Source organism: Gordonia sp. p3-SID1431 (assembly GCF_025143765.1).
GTDB classification, from domain to species: Bacteria; Actinomycetota; Actinomycetes; order Mycobacteriales; family Mycobacteriaceae; genus Gordonia; species Gordonia hongkongensis.
Window position 1 is genome coordinate 64717 of record NZ_JAMBDT010000008.1, and the last position, 16924, is coordinate 81640.

At 66.9% G+C, this 16924-nt stretch carries 18 protein-coding genes; 12 read left to right on the forward strand and 6 right to left on the reverse strand.

The features are described from left to right. Nucleotides 1-45: 45 nt before the first annotated feature. The 3 genes from M4D77_RS04045 to M4D77_RS04055 all read left to right on the forward strand — a co-directional run bounded on the left by M4D77_RS04045 (nt 46) and on the right by M4D77_RS04055 (nt 1984). Nucleotides 46-519, forward strand: a complete 474-nt coding sequence (locus M4D77_RS04045) for a helix-turn-helix domain-containing protein (RefSeq protein WP_065631647.1) — start codon at nt 46-48, stop codon at nt 517-519. A 24-nt stretch (nt 520-543) separates the two neighbouring features. Then, nucleotides 544-1071, forward strand: coding sequence for a putative immunity protein (locus M4D77_RS04050; protein WP_068970448.1), 528 nt, complete (start codon nt 544-546; stop codon nt 1069-1071). Nucleotides 1072-1237: 166 nt separating this feature from the next. Next, the gene (locus M4D77_RS04055) at nt 1238-1984 is read left to right on the forward strand and encodes an MBL fold metallo-hydrolase (RefSeq protein ID WP_068970458.1); all 747 of its coding nucleotides are present in this window, start codon (nt 1238-1240) and stop codon (nt 1982-1984) included. A 93-nt stretch (nt 1985-2077) separates the two neighbouring features. Here the strand turns inward: M4D77_RS04055 and M4D77_RS04060 are convergent, their stop codons facing one another. Then, a complete protein-coding gene (locus tag M4D77_RS04060; protein ID WP_068970449.1) occupies nt 2078-3454 on the reverse strand; it encodes an NAD-dependent succinate-semialdehyde dehydrogenase in 1377 nt (458 codons plus the stop codon). Between the two features lie 249 nt (nt 3455-3703). On the opposite strand from M4D77_RS04060, the gene M4D77_RS04065 reads away from it, so the two are divergent. The 4 genes from M4D77_RS04065 to M4D77_RS04080 all read left to right on the forward strand — a co-directional run bounded on the left by M4D77_RS04065 (nt 3704) and on the right by M4D77_RS04080 (nt 8002). Further along, the gene (locus M4D77_RS04065) at nt 3704-4699 is read left to right on the forward strand and encodes an alpha/beta hydrolase family protein (RefSeq protein WP_259935589.1); all 996 of its coding nucleotides are present in this window, start codon (nt 3704-3706) and stop codon (nt 4697-4699) included. A gap of 566 nt (nt 4700-5265) precedes the next feature. Further along, entirely contained in the window at nt 5266-5523 is a 258-nt protein-coding gene (locus M4D77_RS04070; protein ID WP_259935590.1) for a hypothetical protein, read from the forward strand. 184 nt (nt 5524-5707) lie between these two features. Next, complete coding sequence (gdhA, locus tag M4D77_RS04075; protein WP_259935599.1) at nt 5708-7063, forward strand: NADP-specific glutamate dehydrogenase; 1356 nt, start codon at nt 5708-5710, stop codon at nt 7061-7063. Nucleotides 7064-7129: 66 nt separating this feature from the next. Next, a complete protein-coding gene (locus M4D77_RS04080; RefSeq protein WP_259935591.1) occupies nt 7130-8002 on the forward strand; it encodes a MerR family transcriptional regulator in 873 nt (290 codons plus the stop codon). 69 nt (nt 8003-8071) lie between these two features. On the opposite strand, the gene M4D77_RS04085 is transcribed toward M4D77_RS04080, so the two are convergent. Continuing rightward, nucleotides 8072-8755 (reverse strand): DNA alkylation repair protein, encoded by a 684-nt coding sequence (locus M4D77_RS04085; RefSeq protein WP_058253491.1) that lies wholly within the window; start codon nt 8753-8755, stop codon nt 8072-8074. A 63-nt stretch (nt 8756-8818) separates the two neighbouring features. Beyond that, nucleotides 8819-9118 carry a putative quinol monooxygenase gene (locus M4D77_RS04090; protein ID WP_058253492.1) on the reverse strand — a complete coding sequence of 100 codons (300 nt, stop codon included), beginning with the start codon at nt 9116-9118 and terminating at the stop codon, nt 8819-8821. Nucleotides 9119-9278: 160 nt separating this feature from the next. On the opposite strand from M4D77_RS04090, the gene M4D77_RS04095 reads away from it, so the two are divergent. Continuing rightward, complete coding sequence (locus tag M4D77_RS04095) at nt 9279-10922, forward strand: alkaline phosphatase D family protein (protein WP_259935592.1); 1644 nt, start codon at nt 9279-9281, stop codon at nt 10920-10922. 23 nt (nt 10923-10945) lie between these two features. Here M4D77_RS04095 and M4D77_RS04100 read toward each other — a convergent pair whose 3' ends face one another. Together M4D77_RS04100 and M4D77_RS04105 are read right to left on the reverse strand one after the other, a co-directional pair. Continuing rightward, nucleotides 10946-11383, reverse strand: coding sequence for a VOC family protein (locus tag M4D77_RS04100; protein ID WP_259935593.1), 438 nt, complete (start codon nt 11381-11383; stop codon nt 10946-10948). Nucleotides 11384-11434: 51 nt separating this feature from the next. Continuing rightward, complete coding sequence (locus M4D77_RS04105) at nt 11435-11866, reverse strand: PPOX class F420-dependent oxidoreductase (protein ID WP_259935594.1); 432 nt, start codon at nt 11864-11866, stop codon at nt 11435-11437. 121 nt (nt 11867-11987) lie between these two features. Here M4D77_RS04105 and M4D77_RS04110 point away from each other — a divergent pair, with 121 nt between their 5' ends. After that, a complete protein-coding gene (locus M4D77_RS04110) occupies nt 11988-12548 on the forward strand; it encodes a GXWXG domain-containing protein (protein WP_137810585.1) in 561 nt (186 codons plus the stop codon). An 87-nt stretch (nt 12549-12635) separates the two neighbouring features. Then, entirely contained in the window at nt 12636-13049 is a 414-nt protein-coding gene (locus M4D77_RS04115) for a hypothetical protein (protein WP_259935595.1), read from the forward strand. Nucleotides 13050-13103: 54 nt separating this feature from the next. On the opposite strand, the gene M4D77_RS04120 is transcribed toward M4D77_RS04115, so the two are convergent. Continuing rightward, nucleotides 13104-14021: a hypothetical protein gene (locus M4D77_RS04120; RefSeq protein ID WP_259935596.1), complete on the reverse strand. Its 918-nt coding sequence runs from the start codon at nt 14019-14021 to the stop codon at nt 13104-13106. Between the two features lie 127 nt (nt 14022-14148). Between M4D77_RS04120 and M4D77_RS04125 the strand changes: the two genes are divergently transcribed. Further along, the gene (locus M4D77_RS04125) at nt 14149-14607 is read left to right on the forward strand and encodes a Fur family transcriptional regulator (RefSeq protein WP_259935600.1); all 459 of its coding nucleotides are present in this window, start codon (nt 14149-14151) and stop codon (nt 14605-14607) included. Between the two features lie 82 nt (nt 14608-14689). Beyond that, on the forward strand, nt 14690-16924 hold a 2235-nt coding region (gene katG / locus M4D77_RS04130; RefSeq protein WP_259935597.1), incomplete at its 3' end, for a catalase/peroxidase HPI.

Consider the following 16924-nt stretch of genomic DNA (forward strand, 5'->3'; position numbering starts at 1 on the left):
CTACGCTCTGGCTATGATCTTGTCAAGTCAGGGTAGGCTGGGGGCATGATGCACCTGAAGGGCCCGCTGGCCGAACGCGACAGCTGGGAGGCGAGCGGCTGCTCGATCGCGAAGGCGATCGACCTGGTGGGCACCCGGTCGGCGATCCTCATCCTGCGGGAGGCCTTCTACGGCGCCACCAGGTTCGATCAGTTCAGCCGGCGGGTCGGGATCAGCGACGCGGTCGCGTCGGCCCGCCTGCGCGAACTCACCGAGGCCGGGATCTTCACCAAGGTCCCTTACCGCGACGCCGGGCAGCGCGAACGGTTCGAGTATCAGCTCACCGACATGGGCCGCGATCTGTTTCCCGTGGTGATGTCGTTGATGCAGTGGGGCAACGACCATCTGCAGCCCGACGGCCCGCCGCTCACCGTCACCGACCGAGCCCAGGCGCCCGTACGCGTGGGCGTCGTCGCCGAACCCACCGCGGTTCTCACACCCGAGGACGTCGAGGTGCAAATCGCCCGGCGCCGCCGCTGAGTCCGTGCCGGCAGAGAGGTCGCGATGATCCTCCCCACAGTGTTCGACCCCCGCTTGGTCACCATCCGTCGTGGCGGGACACTCACCGACGCCGATCACCACTTGCTGGCGCTCTGGGCGGCACGGTGTGCGGAGCACGTTCTGCCCTTGTTCGAGTCGGCACGGCCGGATGACGCTCGCCCCAGGGAGGCAATCGCGGCGGTCCGCGCGTGGACCCGGGGCGAACTGGCGATGATGGAGTCGCGCGCCGCCGGCGGACACGCCATGGGTGCCGCCCGCGATCTACGTGGCGCACCGCGGTTCGCCGCCTACGCCGCCGGGCAAGCGGCGGTGACCGCGCACGTCGCATCGCACGACCTCGGTGCCGCGGCGTACGCGATCAAGGCGGTCCGGTCCGCACACGGGGTCGACGCGGGTAGACACGAATGCGCTTGGCAGCGAAGACATCTCCCTGTTCGGGTACGCGAGTTGGTGCTCGACGACCAACGTGCCCGCAATTACCTGTGCTGGCAGGTCTTCATCGACGATCGACATCAGGTCGGCAATCGGTGATTCGCGTTCACCGGGGTGTTCCTGTTACTGTCGCAGTCACGCTCCTGCGGTGCTGTAACCCGCATGTCGAGCCAGAGGCCGGGGTGATTACAGAAACCCCCGGTCTTGTCCAAACTTCGAAGGTCGTCCCGGTTTGCTGCCGCGACCACCGGGTACGCGTCTCGTCATGACCTTCCATCGTGACGTCGTCCCCGGCATCCACTGGCTCGAGTACGCCTACACGAATCAGTACCTGATCGAGGACCAGGACCGGCTGATCCTCGTCGACTGTGGACTCCCCCGTTCGTACGAACCCCTCGTCAAGGCCATCCGGGAACTCGGCCGTGACACCGATGCCGTGACCGACCTGATCATCACGCATGGTCATTTCGATCACGTCGGCACCGCGCGCCGCCTGGCGCGCGAGTGGCGGATCCCGGTCCACGTCCATCGCGACGATGCGTGGCTGGCGTCCCATCCCTACCGCTACGCGCATCAGAACGCGACCAGATTCGGAGTGCCCCTTCGTCATCCGCGTTCGCTACGCCTGCTCGGACGCATGGCGGCGGCCGGTGCGTTCACGGTGCGCGGCGTCGATCACCTGGATGTGACGCCTTTCGGCGATGATGCCCTGCTCCCCGGTGGCGCGCAGGTGGTGCCGACTCCCGGTCACACCTACGGCCATGTGTCGCTGCACTTTCCATTGCGCGACGCGGTCATCGCCGGCGACGCGCTCGTCACCCTCGATCCGTACACCGCGGCGACCGGCCCGCGCATGATCGCCGGTTCCGCAACCGCCGACCTCGATCGCAATCGGGCGTCGCTCGACGCGCTGGCAGCGACGGACGCGAAGTCTCTGCTTCCCGGGCACGGGGTGCCGTGGCATCACGGGGTGGCCGTCGCGGTCGACCGGGCGCGTCAGACCAACGGCTGACACGTCGGACAACCGGCCGCCAGATCACGAGCCGGACAGCGAGACGGGCCGACGCTTCCGCATCGGCCCGTCCGGCCATCGCCGATCGTCCGGCTACTCGGAGGCGGTGCGACGCAGCTTGGTGTTGACGAACTCGCCCATGCCCCAACGCCCGAGTTCGCGACCGTAGCCGGACCGTTTCACCCCGCCGAACGGAAGGCCGGGCAGCGTGGTGCCGTGTTCGTTGACATACGCCATGCCGACCTCCAGCTGATCGGCGACCTCCTCGGCCTTGCCGATGTCACCGCTCCACACCGATCCGCTCAATCCGAACTCGACATCGTTGGCGAGCGCCACGGCGTCCTCCGGAGAGGACACCTTGTAGACCATCGCGACCGGCCCGAAGATCTCCTCGGAGTAGGCGTCCATGTCCGGGGTGATGTCCGTCAGCACAGTGGGTTCGAAGAAGGCTCCGTCGCGCTCCAGCGGCTTTCCACCCGTCCGCAGGGTGGCGCCCTGTTTCACCGCGGTCTCGACCTGTTCGGCCACCGTGTCGCGCGCCGACAGGGACGACAGCGGACCCATCTGAGTGGAATCGTCGGATGGATCACCGACCACCGTCGACTCGAACTGCTTGACCACACCGTCGACGAAGTCGTCGTACAACTCGTCGAGAACGATGAACCGTTTCGGCGAATTGCACGCCTGGCCCGCGTTCGACAGCCGTGCGCCCGCCGCGATCTTCGTCGTGCGTTCCATGTCGGCGGAGTCGAGCAGGATGAACGGGTCCGAACCGCCGAGCTCGAGCACGGACTTCTTCAGGTTCTCCGCCGCAACCTTTGCCACGGCTGCACCCGCTTTCTCACTGCCGGTGAGCGATACGCCGCGTATCGCGTTGTGCGCGAGCAGGTCTGCGATCTGATCACTGCTTGCATACGCGTTGATGTACGCGTCGGCAGGGACACCCGCGTCGTGCAGGATCTCTGCCATCAACGCCGACGAGGCCGCGCAGATCGACGCATGCTTGAGAATGACGGTGTTGCCGGCCAACAGGTTCGGCGCGACGAAACGTGCGACCTGGTAGTAGGGGTAGTTCCACGGCATCACGCCCACCAGTGGTCCGATCGGCGCGACCTGCACGATCGACGCGTCCGCGCCCTGCGGGTCGAGGACCTCGGTCTCGAGCAGATCCGGTCCGTGCTCGGCATACCAGCGATAGATGTCCGCGGCCAGCTGAACCTCTCCCGCCGCCTCCTTGGCGGGTTTGCCCATCTCGGTCGTGATGACGGCCGCGAGCTCATCGGCTCGCCTCTCGTACTCGTCAGCGGTCCGGGAGAGAATTGCGGCCCGTTCGGATGCCTCGGTCGCTCGCCACTCCTGGTATGCCGCGAGTGACCGTTCGGCCACGCCGGCCACCTCGTCGTCCTTCAGTCCGGGAAATTCCCGATCGGTCGTACCGGTGGTCGGATTCGCGGTGACATATGTGCCCACCAGAGCACCTACCTTCCTCTGTCGTGTGAATCCCGACTGTCCACAGCCCGGGATCATTCGGGTACCCGGGTCCCTGTACGCAAAACCTCGGTCGTCGGCGCGCTTCGGTCACACGGCGGCCCCAGACCTGCTCTAATGGGTCCGCGGTCCGTGTCCGGACCCGTGATCGACCGACACGCGGCGAATGCCGGACGTCGACCTGGGGGTGGGTCGCCGGTCGTGACGGCAGTGTCCGAGGGGGAACGAAGAGTGTCACGCTGGCAGCGAGCCGCAGGGCTCGGTTGTGCATTTCTGATCGCGGTCGTCGCGAGCGTCTCGACGGGGCAGCCGGCGGGAGCGACCCCGCCGAGGCTCGGCGACTCGGCGCGGATCCTTGCGGTGTCCTCGGAGACGGCGACACGCACGACGATGACCGTGTATTCCGCCGCCATGAAGCGGCCCGTTCGAGTGAGCGTGCTCGCCCCCCGCGAGCGGACCGGCCCACGGCCGACCGTGTACCTCCTCGACGGGATCGACGGTGGGGTCTACACCAGCTACACGCAGAGCGGGTGGACCTTTCAGACCGACATCGCGCGCTTCGTCGCCGACAAGAAGGTCAACGTGGTTCTGCCCATCGGGGGTACGGGCTCGTACTACACCGACTGGCGCCGAATCGATCCCGTCCTGGGTCGGAACATGTGGGAGACCTTCCTGACCGAGGAACTCCCTCCGCTGGTCGACGGACGCTTCCGGGGCAACGGACGGAACGTGATCGGCGGGCTGTCGATGGGGGCGCTGGGCGCGATGTCCATCGCGGTCCGCAACCCAGATCTCTACCGGGGTGTGGTCGCCTTCAGCGGGTGCCTCGATCAAGGGTCGCCGGAGTTCCGGCAGGCGACCGCCACATCGGTCACGACGAGAGGCGGGAACCCGGAGAACATGTGGGGCCCGCTCGATCACGACAACTGGGATGCCCACAATCCCGCCGGTCACGTGTCCGCGCTACGCGGTAAGCCCGTGTATGTAGCGGTCGGCAACGGTCTGTCCGACCCGGCCCTAGGGCTGGCCGGGCTGGCCTCACCCGTCGGAGGCGTGCTCGAGGGCATCGTCGCCCGATGCACCGAGAGCTTCAAGCGTCGCGCAGACCGAGCCGGGGTCGACATCACCTACGACTTCCGTGCCGGTCTCCACTCGTGGGGCTACTGGAACCAGGATCTGCACCGAGCCTGGCCCACGATCGCCCGGGCACTGAAAAGCGCGGGCTGACGCGAGCGTCGGCGTCAACGCGCGCTTTTCCTCTTCCGAATCAACGAGACATCCTCGAGTGCCCGTTTTCGCTCACGACGTTCCTTGAGTTCTTGCCGCCGCTTTTTCGAGCTCGAATTCTTTTCCGCCATTTATCCTCGAATCGGTCGTGGTCTACAACGGTTCGCTCCCGCTCTCCTTCGTGACCATAGCCCAGAAATGGCAGAAGTCCAGCCCGTCCGATCTGATGCCGACTTGCCGACTTCATACGTTGTCACACAGTACGTTTCATTTACTGTGGGCCTGCGAAATGCGCCGGACTGGCTTTTATTTTTTTCTGGGCTAGAGTCCATGGCACCGGTCGCAGATGGCCGGTAGCAGCGAAAGGAAGAGTGGCCGTGAATGCGGTTGTGATGGAGTGCCGAATACGCGTGTGTGGCTCCCCCGGTCGGGTCAGAGAATTCGTCGAGCAAGCGTCGACTCGCGCGCACGACGCCTTTTCCCACCCCGCCAGGTGTTCGGTTGTCGTCGAGGAGTCGGAGTCGTTGCTCCTCCGACGGCAATGGCACCGCGAGAACGACGTGGACGTGTTCGGAATACCCGAGGGGCGGGATGTGTGCTTCGGTTTCGCGGACTCGTCCGGACGACTGACCGTCGCGAGACTCGAGAGCCTGTCACGCGACATCCTGGCCCACCTCGAACTGGATCCGTGGGTGTCCGACGACACCGAGTCGGTGCCTTGGATCCTGACGCTCACCACTGGTGCCGATCCGACGTCCAGGCATGAGATCGTGACCCGACATCCGTCGCTCCAGGTGCGACGACCTGTTCTGGCCCGCGCGTGATCCGCGCATCGCGGTGCCCGACCGGACTGCTCCGCAGGTGAGCGGGTCCGACCACCTCACCGCGGACACACCGCGGTCGTCGTCCGACGGACCGGTCTGCGGTCGAATTCCTGTCACTCGATAGGGTGCGGGTGGCGGCGTGCTCACCTGGGCACGTCGCCGTCCCACACCTACGGAGAAGGAAGTGGTCGCCATCGTGCTCGACGAGAAGATCAGCGATCTGTACGCGCAGGTTGTTGCGCGGAACCCTGGGGAGGCCGAGTTCCACCAGGCCGTCCGGGAGGTCTTCGACAGTCTGGGTCCGGTCTTGGCGAAACATCCCCACTACGCGGACGCCGGGATCATCAAGAGACTGACGGAGCCCGAGCGCCAGATCATCTTCCGAGTGCCGTGGGTCGACGACCAGGGACAGGTGCAGATCAACCGCGGGTTCCGGGTCGAGTTCAATTCCGCACTCGGTCCCTACAAGGGCGGCCTTCGATTCCACCCGAGCGTCTACCTGGGCGTCGTCAAGTTCCTCGGGTTCGAGCAGATCTTCAAGAACGCACTGACCGGGCTCCCGATCGGCGGCGGAAAAGGCGGCGCCGACTTCGATCCCAAGGGACGCTCCGACGCGGAGATCATGCGGTTCTGCCAGTCGTTCATGACCGAGCTCTACCGTCACATCGGCGAGTACACCGATGTGCCCGCGGGTGACACCGGCGTCGGCGGTCGGGAGATCGGTTATCTCTTCGGCCAGTACAAGCGCATCACCAACCGTTACGAGTCCGGCGTGCTCACCGGCAAGGGACTCGCCTGGGGTGGGTCGCAGGTCCGCACCGAGGCGACCGGGTACGGCGTGGTGTTCTTCGTCCGCGAGATGCTCGCCGCGGCCGGCGACGACCTCGACGGCAAGACCGTGGTGGTCTCGGGCTCGGGCAATGTGGCGATCTACGCCATCGAGAAGGTGCAACAACTCGGCGGTCGCGTGATCGCGTGCTCGGACTCCGGGGGCTACGTCGTCGATGATGCCGGTATCGACCTCGAACTGCTCAAGGAGATCAAAAGCGTTCGGCGCGGCCGTATCTCGGATTACGCCGACGCCCGCCGCGGGTCCGCCCGTCACGTCGACACCGGATCGATGTGGAGTGTGCCCACCGACATCGCCATCCCCTGCGCGACGCAGAACGAACTGAACGGGGTCGACGCCACTCAACTGGCGAAGAACGGATGTCGCATCGTCGCCGAGGGCGCGAACATGCCCAGCACCCCCGAGGCGGTGCGCATCTTCGCCGACGCCGGCGTCGGCTTCGCCCCGGGCAAGGCCGCGAACGCGGGCGGCGTCGCCACGAGCGCACTCGAGATGCAGCAGAACGCTTCTCGGGATTCGTGGACGTTCGCGCACACCGAGGACCGATTGTCGGAGATCATGACGGCCATCCATGACCACTGCCTGCACACGGCAGACGAATACGGGGCGCCGGGCAACTACGCGACCGGTGCCAATATCGCGGCGTTCACTCGCGTGGCCGACGCGATGCTCGCACTCGGTCTCATCTGACCCGATTCGGACGCCGACTCGCTTCCTCTTGACCTTCAGGTTGGTCGAAGCCGGATGATCTGCGATATGCCCTCCGTTCCCGAAGTCAGCGAACTCGTCCCGATCGGCGCGTTCGCGCAACGCACCGGTTTGACCGCGTCCGCGCTGCGGTTCTACGACGACTCGGGGTTGCCCACCCCGGCCGCCGTCGACGCGTCGACCGGATATCGCCAGTACAGCGCGTCGCAGGAGCGGCACGCGATCGCACTCCGGCGACTCCGCGAGATCGGGATGTCGCTCGCCGACATCCGCACGGTCCTCGCCGCCGAGCCGGGTACCGCCGGCGGACTGATCGACGAGCACGTGCGGACCGTCGCAGCCGATGCCGATCGGATTCGGCGCGAGGCCAGGACGATCAAGATGTCGATCGCCGCGGAGTCGAGAACGCTGTGTGCGGCCGACCTCCGTGATGGTCTGTCCGACCTGGCACGGGGCGGCGTCGTCGTCATCGACGCCGTGGCCGGCGCAGTTCGATTCCGGCTCGACGGTCGGGACGATCTATGGTGCCGCCTACTCGACGGGCCGTTTCCCGCGCACCAGGTGATGATCGAAGCCCTGCCCACGGTGACCATGCGTGCGAGTGTCGCGAAAACCGCTGTGTTGCAATCGTTGGAGCGCTGTGCAACCGACCGGGTGCACCTGGACTTCACGTCGGCGGCGCTCACACTGAGCGACGCCTCGTCGGCACAACTCGCCGTCGTGCCAGCCGAGACCTGCGGCCCCCCGATCGCACTGTGGTTCGAGGTCTCGACGCTCTACCCCGCGGTCCATGTGTCGATCGGGGCCGAGATGATGATCGACGTCCGCAATCGGGACCTCCCGATGACGATTCGGTCCGCAGACGGCGGCGACCTCACCACGGTCGTCATGCCGGTTTCCCACAGCCGCCACAATGACTGAGCAGCAGAGGATCCCCGGGAGTGTCGGGATCCGACGCCTGAGCGACGGGGCAACGAGCTGCCGCTCAGGTCACGACGATCGACGCCGTACCATCTCGGCGATCCAGACCGGCGCATACGGCGAAGTACAGCCCGGGGAGGTCGGGTAATCCTCCAGCACTCGCAACCGCTGACCGATGTCGATTGCACGGGAACGGAAGTCGGGATTCTCGATGCCGATGGTCGCCAGGCATGTGTTCATCGCCCACTGCAGGCGTGGCGGTGCGTTCCCCATGTCGGACTCGATGGTGTCGAGCAACCCGGCCGTGTCGAGGTCACCGGGCTTCTTGACCACTCGATCAGCGGTCAGGGCCCATCCCGCCGCGGCGACACCGGGCTCGGCGTCGGCCATCCACGACCTCCGCAACTCCTCGGCATGCGGACTCTTCTTGACGACGTAGTTGACGAGCCAATCGTGGACCTTCGGCCGGTCGACCTCGCGGATCATCGTGTCGAGCTGCGCGGGGTCGAACGCCCGCGGGCGACAGATCAACAGTGCGAGCAGACGCGGCGCGGTGTCGCCCGTCGCCCACAGCTCTGCGGAAAGTTCGGGCTGCGTTCGCAGTCGTTTCGCGATCGCCCTGAGCTTCGTGAGATTGACCCCGTGGTCGTCGCCGTGTTTCTCGTTGACCGCTCGGATCCGCGGGTCGTCGAGACTGCGGAGCTCGCCGAGGACGTCGGCGAGAGTCTGTTGGATGTCGGACATTCCGGTCATGATCCCCTCTGGAAGTGCGCACACAGCCTACGACGCTCGATGTCGCCGCGGGTTGTGTGCTCATCAATCCGGAGGGCCCGCCAGTATCCGCACGTCGGCGACGTCGTACTCGGCAACGAACGCCGACCGGATCGCCCGTGACTGGTCCTCGCCGACCCCGTCGCCACGGAAAGCCTCGACCGCCGACTGCGAGTCCCAGCGCTCGAAGATGTTGATCCGGCCGGGGTCCATCGAGTCCGCGGAGATTGCGAAATCGAGACACCCCGGTGCCCGACGGGCGGCACCGACCACCTCGTCGCAGCCGGCGATGTACGCCGCGCGCTGGTCCGGGTCCACTCGCAGACTGCCGGCAACGATCACCATTGGTTGCTCCTCCATCGATACTCCGGTGCACCGGTGTCCCGGCGCGAGACGTCACCGCTATGGTGAGGGCGACAGGAGTGCAGACCGGCACGACCCGGCGAACTCATCGCTCACGATCGACGTGGCCGCGCGACGCTGCGCCACGGCCTACTCTGATCGAATGGCTTTGGTTCTGGGTCCGATCCTCCGGCACGTCGACGAAACCTCCGCGCTGATCTGGGTGCAGACCGACGAACCCGGCGAGGTCGAAGTCCTCGGCTGTGCGACCCGGACGTTCGAGGTGTCCGGTCACCACTACGCGCTGGTCGAGGTCAGCGGCCTGGTGCCCGACACGGTCTCCGAGTATCAGGTCCGCGTCAACGGCGCCCTCGAGTGGCCCCTCCCGGACACCGAGTTCCCGCCCAGCGTGATCCGGACCCGGGGACCGGACACCGCGGACCGGCACCGGTTCGTCTTCGGGTCCTGCCGGTATCCGCGGGCCGAGGACCCCAAGCTCGACGAGAAGCTCGGACTCGACGCATTGGACTGCTACGCGGTCCGAATGCGCCACCTCCCGGTGGAGGAGTGGCCGGACACCCTCATTCTGCTCGGCGACCAGGTGTACGCGGACGAGCTGACCCCGCAGGTGAAGGAGTCGCTGGAGTCGAGCCGGGCCTCGACCGCCGGACCGTCCGACGAGGTCGTCGACTTCGAGGAGTACGAGGGACTGTATCGGCACACCTGGGGAGACCCCGAGATCCGATGGATCCTCTCTACGGTGCCGACGGCCATGATCTTCGACGATCACGACATCCGTGATGACTGGAACACCTCGGACACCTGGCGTCGGCAGATGAGTGAGAAGCCGTGGTGGCAGGACCGGATCCGCGCCGGCCTCGCGTCGTACTGGGTGTATCAGCACCTCGGCAACCTCTCCCCCGCCGAACTCGCCGAGTCCGAGGACTACCGCCGCGTCCGCGAGATCGACGGTGACTGCTGGCCCCACCTGATCGAGGTCGCGGATCGTGCCGACCGGGAAACCGACGGAACCAAGGGTGTCCGGTTCAGTTTCCGGTGGAACCTGGGCAACACCAGGCTGGTCATGATCGACTCCCGCAACGGTCGCATCCTGTCCGACGGAACGCGAAAGATGCTGAGCGACAACGAATTCGATTGGGTTGAGAGCCAGGTCGACGACGACATCGAGCGACTCGACCACCTGGTCCTGGGTTCATCACTGCCGTGGTTGCTCCCGCCGGTCATCGGTGATGCGGAGACTGTGAACGAGATCGGCGCCCGGCGGCCGGGCCGTCGTGGACAGCTGGCCGAGAAGATCCGGCAGGGGGCCGACCTCGAGCACTGGCCGGCCTTCTTCGATTCCTTCGTCCGGCTCAGCGAGATGATCCGACAGGTTGCGGCGCGCGACCCCGGGCCCGCGACGGTCAGCGTGCTGTCCGGCGACGTCCACCACAGCTATGCCGCGCGTGCGGTTTTCCCGGACACGACGAGCGCCGACGTCCACCAGCTCGTGTGTTCGCCGGTGCACAACGCGATCCCGCCGTACATCAAGGCGGTTTTCCGGCTGGGGTGGTCGAATCGGCTCGCCGCGGTCGTCCGGCGCTGGGCGCGTCGTGGTGGCTCGCCCGAACTGCCCGTCGCCTGGCGAAACACCCTGGGCCCGCTGTTCGGCAACACCATCGCGACGCTCTCGGTTCAGGGACGCTTCGCCGAGGTCACTTTCGAGCAGCCCGACCTGGACGGGACCCTGGGTAGAGCCGGAAATATCTGTCTGACATCGGAATTCGTGGCAACAGAGCGCACATAGCGCGCATTGTTGCTACGAAATCCCTAGTCCAGACAGAACTCGTTGCCCTCGGGGTCGCGCATCACGATGTGCCCCTCGCCGAGCGGAGGTGCGGGGTCGTGTCGTTCGCCCCGGGTCGCACCGAGTCCGACGAGCCGGTCGGCTTCGGCCTCGAGGGCGCGCATCCGGTCGTCGCCACTCAGACCAGGGGCAGCACGGACGTCGAGGTGCACCCGGTTCTTCGCCGTCTTGCCCTCGGGTACGCGTTGGAAGAACAACCGTGGCCTGCGCTCCTCCGGGTCGATCACGGCCGAGGCGTCGTTCCGACGCTCCGGAGGCACCCCGAATGCGTCGAGCGCCGCCTCCCAGCTGTCGAATCCGGTAGGCGGTTCCTGGAGCCGGTAACCGAGCACCTCGGCCCAGAATGCGGACAGCGCAGCCGGGTCACCACAGTCGAAGGTCAGTTGAAAGTCGGTTGTCATGCGTCCACTGTGCGACACGACGAGGACAACCCGGGTCCTCGATCGTGAAAATCAGCGCAGACGTTCGCCGTACACCCGGTCCACGGACATGACCATCAGGACGCGGCGATCGGCGACCATGACCCTGCGGTAATCGTCCCAGTCCGGGTGTTCGCCTGCCGCCTTGCGGTAGTAGTCGACGAGCGCCTCGACCTCGGGCCCGTCCGGTTCGGTGCCCGGGCCGATCAACGTCACAGTGCCCTCGGCGGTCGCCCACGTGTAGCGATCGGGCCCGGTGATCTCCAACGCGGCGCGCGGATCGCGTCGGAGGTTGGCGGTCTTGGCCCGGCCGTCGGTCATCGAGACGTAGATGGTCCCGGCGTCGCGGTCGTAGAAGGGGGTCACCGGGGACAGCTGTGGTAGTCCCGAGGACTTGATCGTGGCGAGGACGCCGACTCCGCCTTCGGCGAGAAGATCACGAGGGTCATACGCGGGTTGGTTCATGCCTGCGGCAACCCGGCGTGCGTGCAGGCTATTCCGGACGGGCCGCACACCCCGGGGCGTGGCTCCGCGATCCGTTGCGACATTCTTAAGATCTTGTGTCTTTACACGTACGATCGTCGACATGCATGTGCGCGAGATCCTGACCACCACGCCGACGACGACCGCCGAGGCCCTCGACCTGTTCGACTCCGCCCCCGCGGTCGAACCGGACTTCATGATCGGCACCTGGCGTGGCGCCGAGCTGCCCACCGACCACCCGTTGGACGGCTTCCTCGCGGCCAGCGGCTGGTGGGGCAAGCAATTCGTCGACGCCGAGACCGTCCACCCCCTGCTCTTCCCGACCCGCGACGGTTCGGCGCTGTGGGCCATGAACCCGGCGATCGCTTTCGGCGGTTTGGGGATCGCCGAGAAGGCACCCGGGGTCAAGTCGTTGTCGTTGGGGACGCCGATCGCCGCGACCCGCCTTCTCAGTCAGACCCGACGAGCACGGGCCCGGCTGCGCACCACTCGGTACCGCGGCACGGACACCGCGACCATGTCGTACGACCAGCTGCCGATCAACGACGTCTTCCACCGGATCTCCGATGATGCCGTCCTGGGTGCCATGGACCTGAAGGGTTCGCCGAAGCCGTACTTCTTCGTGCTCCGCCGCGACGACTCACTCCGACTCGTCGGCCACTGATCCTCGTCGGCCACCGATCCTCGGTGCCGCGAGGACGGCGCCGACGAACCACGAGCCGGCGAGCCGGCGGAGGCGTTCAATGGGTAGATGGACACCTCACCCACCTCCCACCTCCGCCGGGGAGCCGTCGCGGCAGCCGCGGTCGCCCTCGCGGGCGCCGTGACACTGGCCGCACCCGGGACCGCCCAGGCCGCACCGCCGATGCCGTCCGGGTATTACCACGGCGACGTCACCAACGCCCCGATCGCCGACACGGTGTGGTTCGGCAAGAACTTCACTGGTTCCCGAGTCGTCAACAACACCGCGATCGGGTGGGCCTTCCCCGGCGCGGTGTACCCCGGGCGTTCCGTGCAGGACGGTGCACCGGTCATCGTCGTCGACTACTCGGGAACCGCCGTGGGATTCGTGCGTGACGAGCTCCGAGCCGACGGCCGGGGCGGCTATTGGGGCCGCGCGCTGAACGGCACCACCGAGCTGCTGCGTTTTCACTTGACACGCTGACCGTGGGCGACGGGCAACCATGGTGGAGACTTCGGGTTCGACCCCTTCGTCGGCTCACAGCTCGGCGAGCGCCGAGCGGATCTCATTGGTGGCCGCGACGGCTTCACGGAGCGCGATCCGCGCCTCGGCCCGGCCCTGTTCCGCAGTCGAGACTCGTTGCCGCGCGAACCGCAGCGATTCTTCGCAACGAGCCAGCTCGGCCCGCAACTCCTGAGCCCGCCCGACGATCTCGTCGACCTCCGACGAAGCCCCGTCCACAGTTCGGGAGGCGGCGTCGAGGTCGGATCGGGCCGTTCGCTCCCCTGTCTCGGCCTCGGCCAGTCGGGCTTCGAGGTCTCGTCGACGACGCTCCGCTTCGTCAGACGCTGTGTGGTCCGAGTCGTCGGCGTCATCCCCGTCGGCACCCTCTTCGTCGGCACCGTCTGCGTCCGCGCCGCTTGCCTCGGACTCGTCCGCGACTGGTTCCTGCAACGGCTCCGGGACGACGAACACGCCGGCGGGCCCGAAGCCGCTGTATTCGGCGGATGCGGTGAGGTTTCCCCGCAACACCTGCTCGAGCACTTCCGGGTCGGCCACCGCGGCTCGCAATGTCTGCGTGACCTCGCGAATGGTACTGTCTCCCAGCGTCACTCGCATATCTGCGGCCGTGGCGGCGACCGCGGTCACCGAATCGTTGATCAGATCCTGACGGCGTCGCGACAACGTCTTCATCTTGTCGACAGCCGAGCGGCGCTGGGCCGCAGTCAAATCCGACGCCAACCCAGCGATGAGGGCGCTGTCGTCCGGGTGCGCGCGAACCCACTGATTGATGGCCCACGCAGCTTGCGTGGGCCGCCGCAACTTCGCGATCCGCCCCGCCAGGTCACGGTCGCCGTTCGCTTTGATCTCCCGAGCGAGTTCGTTCCGGCGTGTCACGAACGCCGCCGGCGCCAGACCGTACAGCTCGTCGACGATCTCGTCGTACGGGGTCATAGGGCCGCCCGAGCGGTGGTCGGCGTCGCTGTCCGCATGAGCAGATACTACGACGGCGCCCGTGACGGCCACCTCACTTCGGCTTCTTAACTTGAATCATTCCAGATAAAACTGCACGATGGTCACCATGCTCACCGACGAGGACTGCGCCCGGCACCTGCGCGCCGCCGGACTGCGGGTGACCCGTCCGCGCATCGCGGTCATGCAAGCCGTCCGAGCACATCCTCATGCGGACACCGACGAGGTCCTCCGAACCGCTCGCGATCGGCTGCCGGCGGTCTCGCAACAAACCGTGTACGACGTTCTGGGCGTACTGACTTCGGCCGGCCTCGTGCGACGCATCCAGCCGTCCGGCCACGTGTCTCGATATGAGTCACGCGTCGGGGACAACCATCACCACGTGATATGCCGTACATGCGGATCCATCGGGGACGTCGACTGCGCAGTCGGCGAGGCCCCGTGCCTGACCCCGTCCGACGACCGGGGTTTCGTCATCGACGAAGCCGAGGTCATCTATTGGGGTCATTGCCCCGACTGCATCCCCGAACCCAACCGACAGGCTCCGGGCGCCGGCCCCGACCGATAGACCCCCGACCACGACGCCTCCCTCCCCTGCGATCACCGACCCGGCGATCGCAGTTCTCACCGTGCCCGAAAGGAAACCCCGCATGGCGCAGCAAGACCACGAGCCCGTCCGCGACGCGAAGGAGCATCCCCCCATTGCCGAGGCGAACACCGAGCCCGCCGCGGGCGGTTGCCCGGTCGCGCACGGTCGGCTCACGCCGCCCACCCAGGGCGGCGGCAACCGCGACTGGTGGCCGAACCAGCTGAATCTCAAGGTGCTTCAGCACAATCCGGACGTCGCGAATCCGATGGACGCCGACTTCGACTACGACTCGGCCCTCGCGGATCTCGACGTCGAGGCGTTACGCGCCGACCTGACCGCCCTGATGACCGATTCGCAGGACTGGTGGCCCGCCGACTTCGGCCATTACGGAGGCCTGTTCGTCCGCATGTCCTGGCATGCCGCGGGTACCTACCGGGTGCAGGACGGACGCGGTGGTGCCGGAGCCGGGATGCAGCGATTCGCCCCGCTCAACAGCTGGCCGGACAACGCCAACCTGGACAAGGCGCGCCGCCTCCTGTGGCCGATCAAGAAGAAGTACGGCACGGCATTGTCCTGGGCCGACCTCCTGGTCTTCGCCGGGAACGTTGCCCTGGAGTCGATGGGGTTCACCACCGCCGGCTTCGCCTTCGGGCGCGTGGACGAGTGGGAGCCCGACGAGGTGTACTGGGGCCCCGAACTCGAGTGGCTGGCCGATCAGCGGTACTCGGGCGACCGCGAACTCGAGACACCGCTTGCGGCAGTGCAAATGGGGCTCATCTATGTGAATCCGGAAGGACCGAACGGCAATCCGGACATCCTCGCGTCCGCGGTCGACATCCGCGAGACGTTCGCGCGGATGGCGATGAACGACGTCGAGACCGCGGCTCTGATCGTCGGGGGCCACACCTTCGGCAAGACCCACGGCGCCGGTGACGCCGGCCTGGTGGGTCCCGCGCCCGAGGCCGCCGCCGTCGAGGACGCCGGTCTCGGCTGGACCAGCTCGCACGGCTCCGGCAAGGGCGCGGACACGATCACCAGCGGCCTCGAGGTGATCTGGAATCCGACCCCGACCCGCTGGGACAACGCTTTCCTCGAGACTCTCTACGGCTACGAGTGGGAGCTCTACAAGAGTCCGGCCGGAGCCAACCAGTGGCGTCCGAAGGACGGCGCCGGGACCGGTACCGTCCCCACGGCATTCGGCGACGAGAAGACCCACCCGTCGATGCTGACCACCGACCTCGCGATGCGCTACGACCCCGGTTTCGAGAAGATCACCCGGCGGTGGCTCGATCACCCCGAGGAACTGGCGCACGAGTTCGCCAAGGCCTGGTTCAAGCTCCTGCACCGCGACATGGGACCCGCCGTCCGGTATCGGGGTCCGCTTGTTCCGACCGAGACGTACCTGTGGCAGGACAATGTCCCGGCGCACGAGGGCCCACTCGTCACCGATGCCGACGTGGCAGCCTTGAAGGCGACGCTCCTCGACTCGGGACTGACTGTGGCGCAACTCGTGAAGACCGCGTGGGCGGCGGCGTCGAACTTCCGTGGCAGCGACAAGCGCGGCGGCGCCAATGGCGGCCGGATCCGCCTGCAGCCGCAGGCATCCTGGGAGGTCAACGAGCCCGACGAGTTGGCCACCGTGATCCGCACCCTCGAAGGCATCCAGGGTGCGTTCACCGGCGAGGCCGGCGCGAAGGTCTCCTTCGCCGACCTCGTGGTCCTCGGCGGCACGGCAGCAGTCGAGAAGGCGGCGCGGGATGCCGGAGTCGAGATCACGGTACCGTTCACCCCTGGACGTACCGACGCCTCCCAGGACGAGACGGACGCCGATTCGATGGCACATCTCGAGCCCACCGCCGACGGGTTCCGCAACTACGTCGGCAAGACCAGTGGCCTTCCGGCCGAGTTCACCCTCGTCGACAAGGCATCGCTGTTGACCCTCAGCGCCCCCGAGATGACGGTGCTGGTGGGTGGCCTCCGGGTGCTGGGCAACAACTTCGGCGGCTCGGCGGCCGGCGTCCTGACCGACCGTCCCGGCGTCCTCACGAACGACTTCTTCGTGAATCTGCTGGACATGTCGACGGCCTGGTCGGCGTCGGAAGACGAGAACCTGTACGTCGGGCGCGATCGCGCCACCGGCGAGCAGACCTGGACCGGCACTCGCGCCGATCTGGCGTTCACGTCGAACTCACAGCTGCGCGCACTGGCCGAGGTCTACGCGGCCGACGACGCGGTGGAGAAGTTCGTGAACGACTTCGTCGCGGCCTGGGACAAGGTGATGAACCTGGACCGGTTC

Bases quoted from the DNA above. Each gene is read 5' to 3' on its own strand.
- M4D77_RS04095 (WP_259935592.1), top strand. From the start codon at position 9,279: ATGGCTTTGGTTCTGGGTCCGATCCTCCGGCACGTCGACGAAACCTCC.
- M4D77_RS04115 (WP_259935595.1), top strand. From the start codon at position 12,636: ATGGACACCTCACCCACCTCCCACCTCCGCCGGGGAGCCGTCGCGGCA.
- M4D77_RS04125 (WP_259935600.1), top strand. From the start codon at position 14,149: ATGCTCACCGACGAGGACTGCGCCCGGCACCTGCGCGCCGCCGGACTG.
- M4D77_RS04055 (WP_068970458.1), top strand. From the start codon at position 1,238: ATGACCTTCCATCGTGACGTCGTCCCCGGCATCCACTGGCTCGAGTAC.
- M4D77_RS04105 (WP_259935594.1), bottom strand. From the start codon at position 11,866: ATGAACCAACCCGCGTATGACCCTCGTGATCTTCTCGCCGAAGGCGGA.
- M4D77_RS04120 (WP_259935596.1), bottom strand. From the start codon at position 14,021: ATGACCCCGTACGACGAGATCGTCGACGAGCTGTACGGTCTGGCGCCG.
- M4D77_RS04100 (WP_259935593.1), bottom strand. From the start codon at position 11,383: ATGACAACCGACTTTCAACTGACCTTCGACTGTGGTGACCCGGCTGCG.
- M4D77_RS04090 (WP_058253492.1), bottom strand. From the start codon at position 9,118: ATGGTGATCGTTGCCGGCAGTCTGCGAGTGGACCCGGACCAGCGCGCG.
- M4D77_RS04050 (WP_068970448.1), top strand. From the start codon at position 544: ATGATCCTCCCCACAGTGTTCGACCCCCGCTTGGTCACCATCCGTCGT.
- M4D77_RS04085 (WP_058253491.1), bottom strand. From the start codon at position 8,755: ATGACCGGAATGTCCGACATCCAACAGACTCTCGCCGACGTCCTCGGC.
- M4D77_RS04080 (WP_259935591.1), top strand. From the start codon at position 7,130: ATGCCCTCCGTTCCCGAAGTCAGCGAACTCGTCCCGATCGGCGCGTTC.
- M4D77_RS04045 (WP_065631647.1), top strand. From the start codon at position 46: ATGATGCACCTGAAGGGCCCGCTGGCCGAACGCGACAGCTGGGAGGCG.
- M4D77_RS04110 (WP_137810585.1), top strand. From the start codon at position 11,988: ATGCATGTGCGCGAGATCCTGACCACCACGCCGACGACGACCGCCGAG.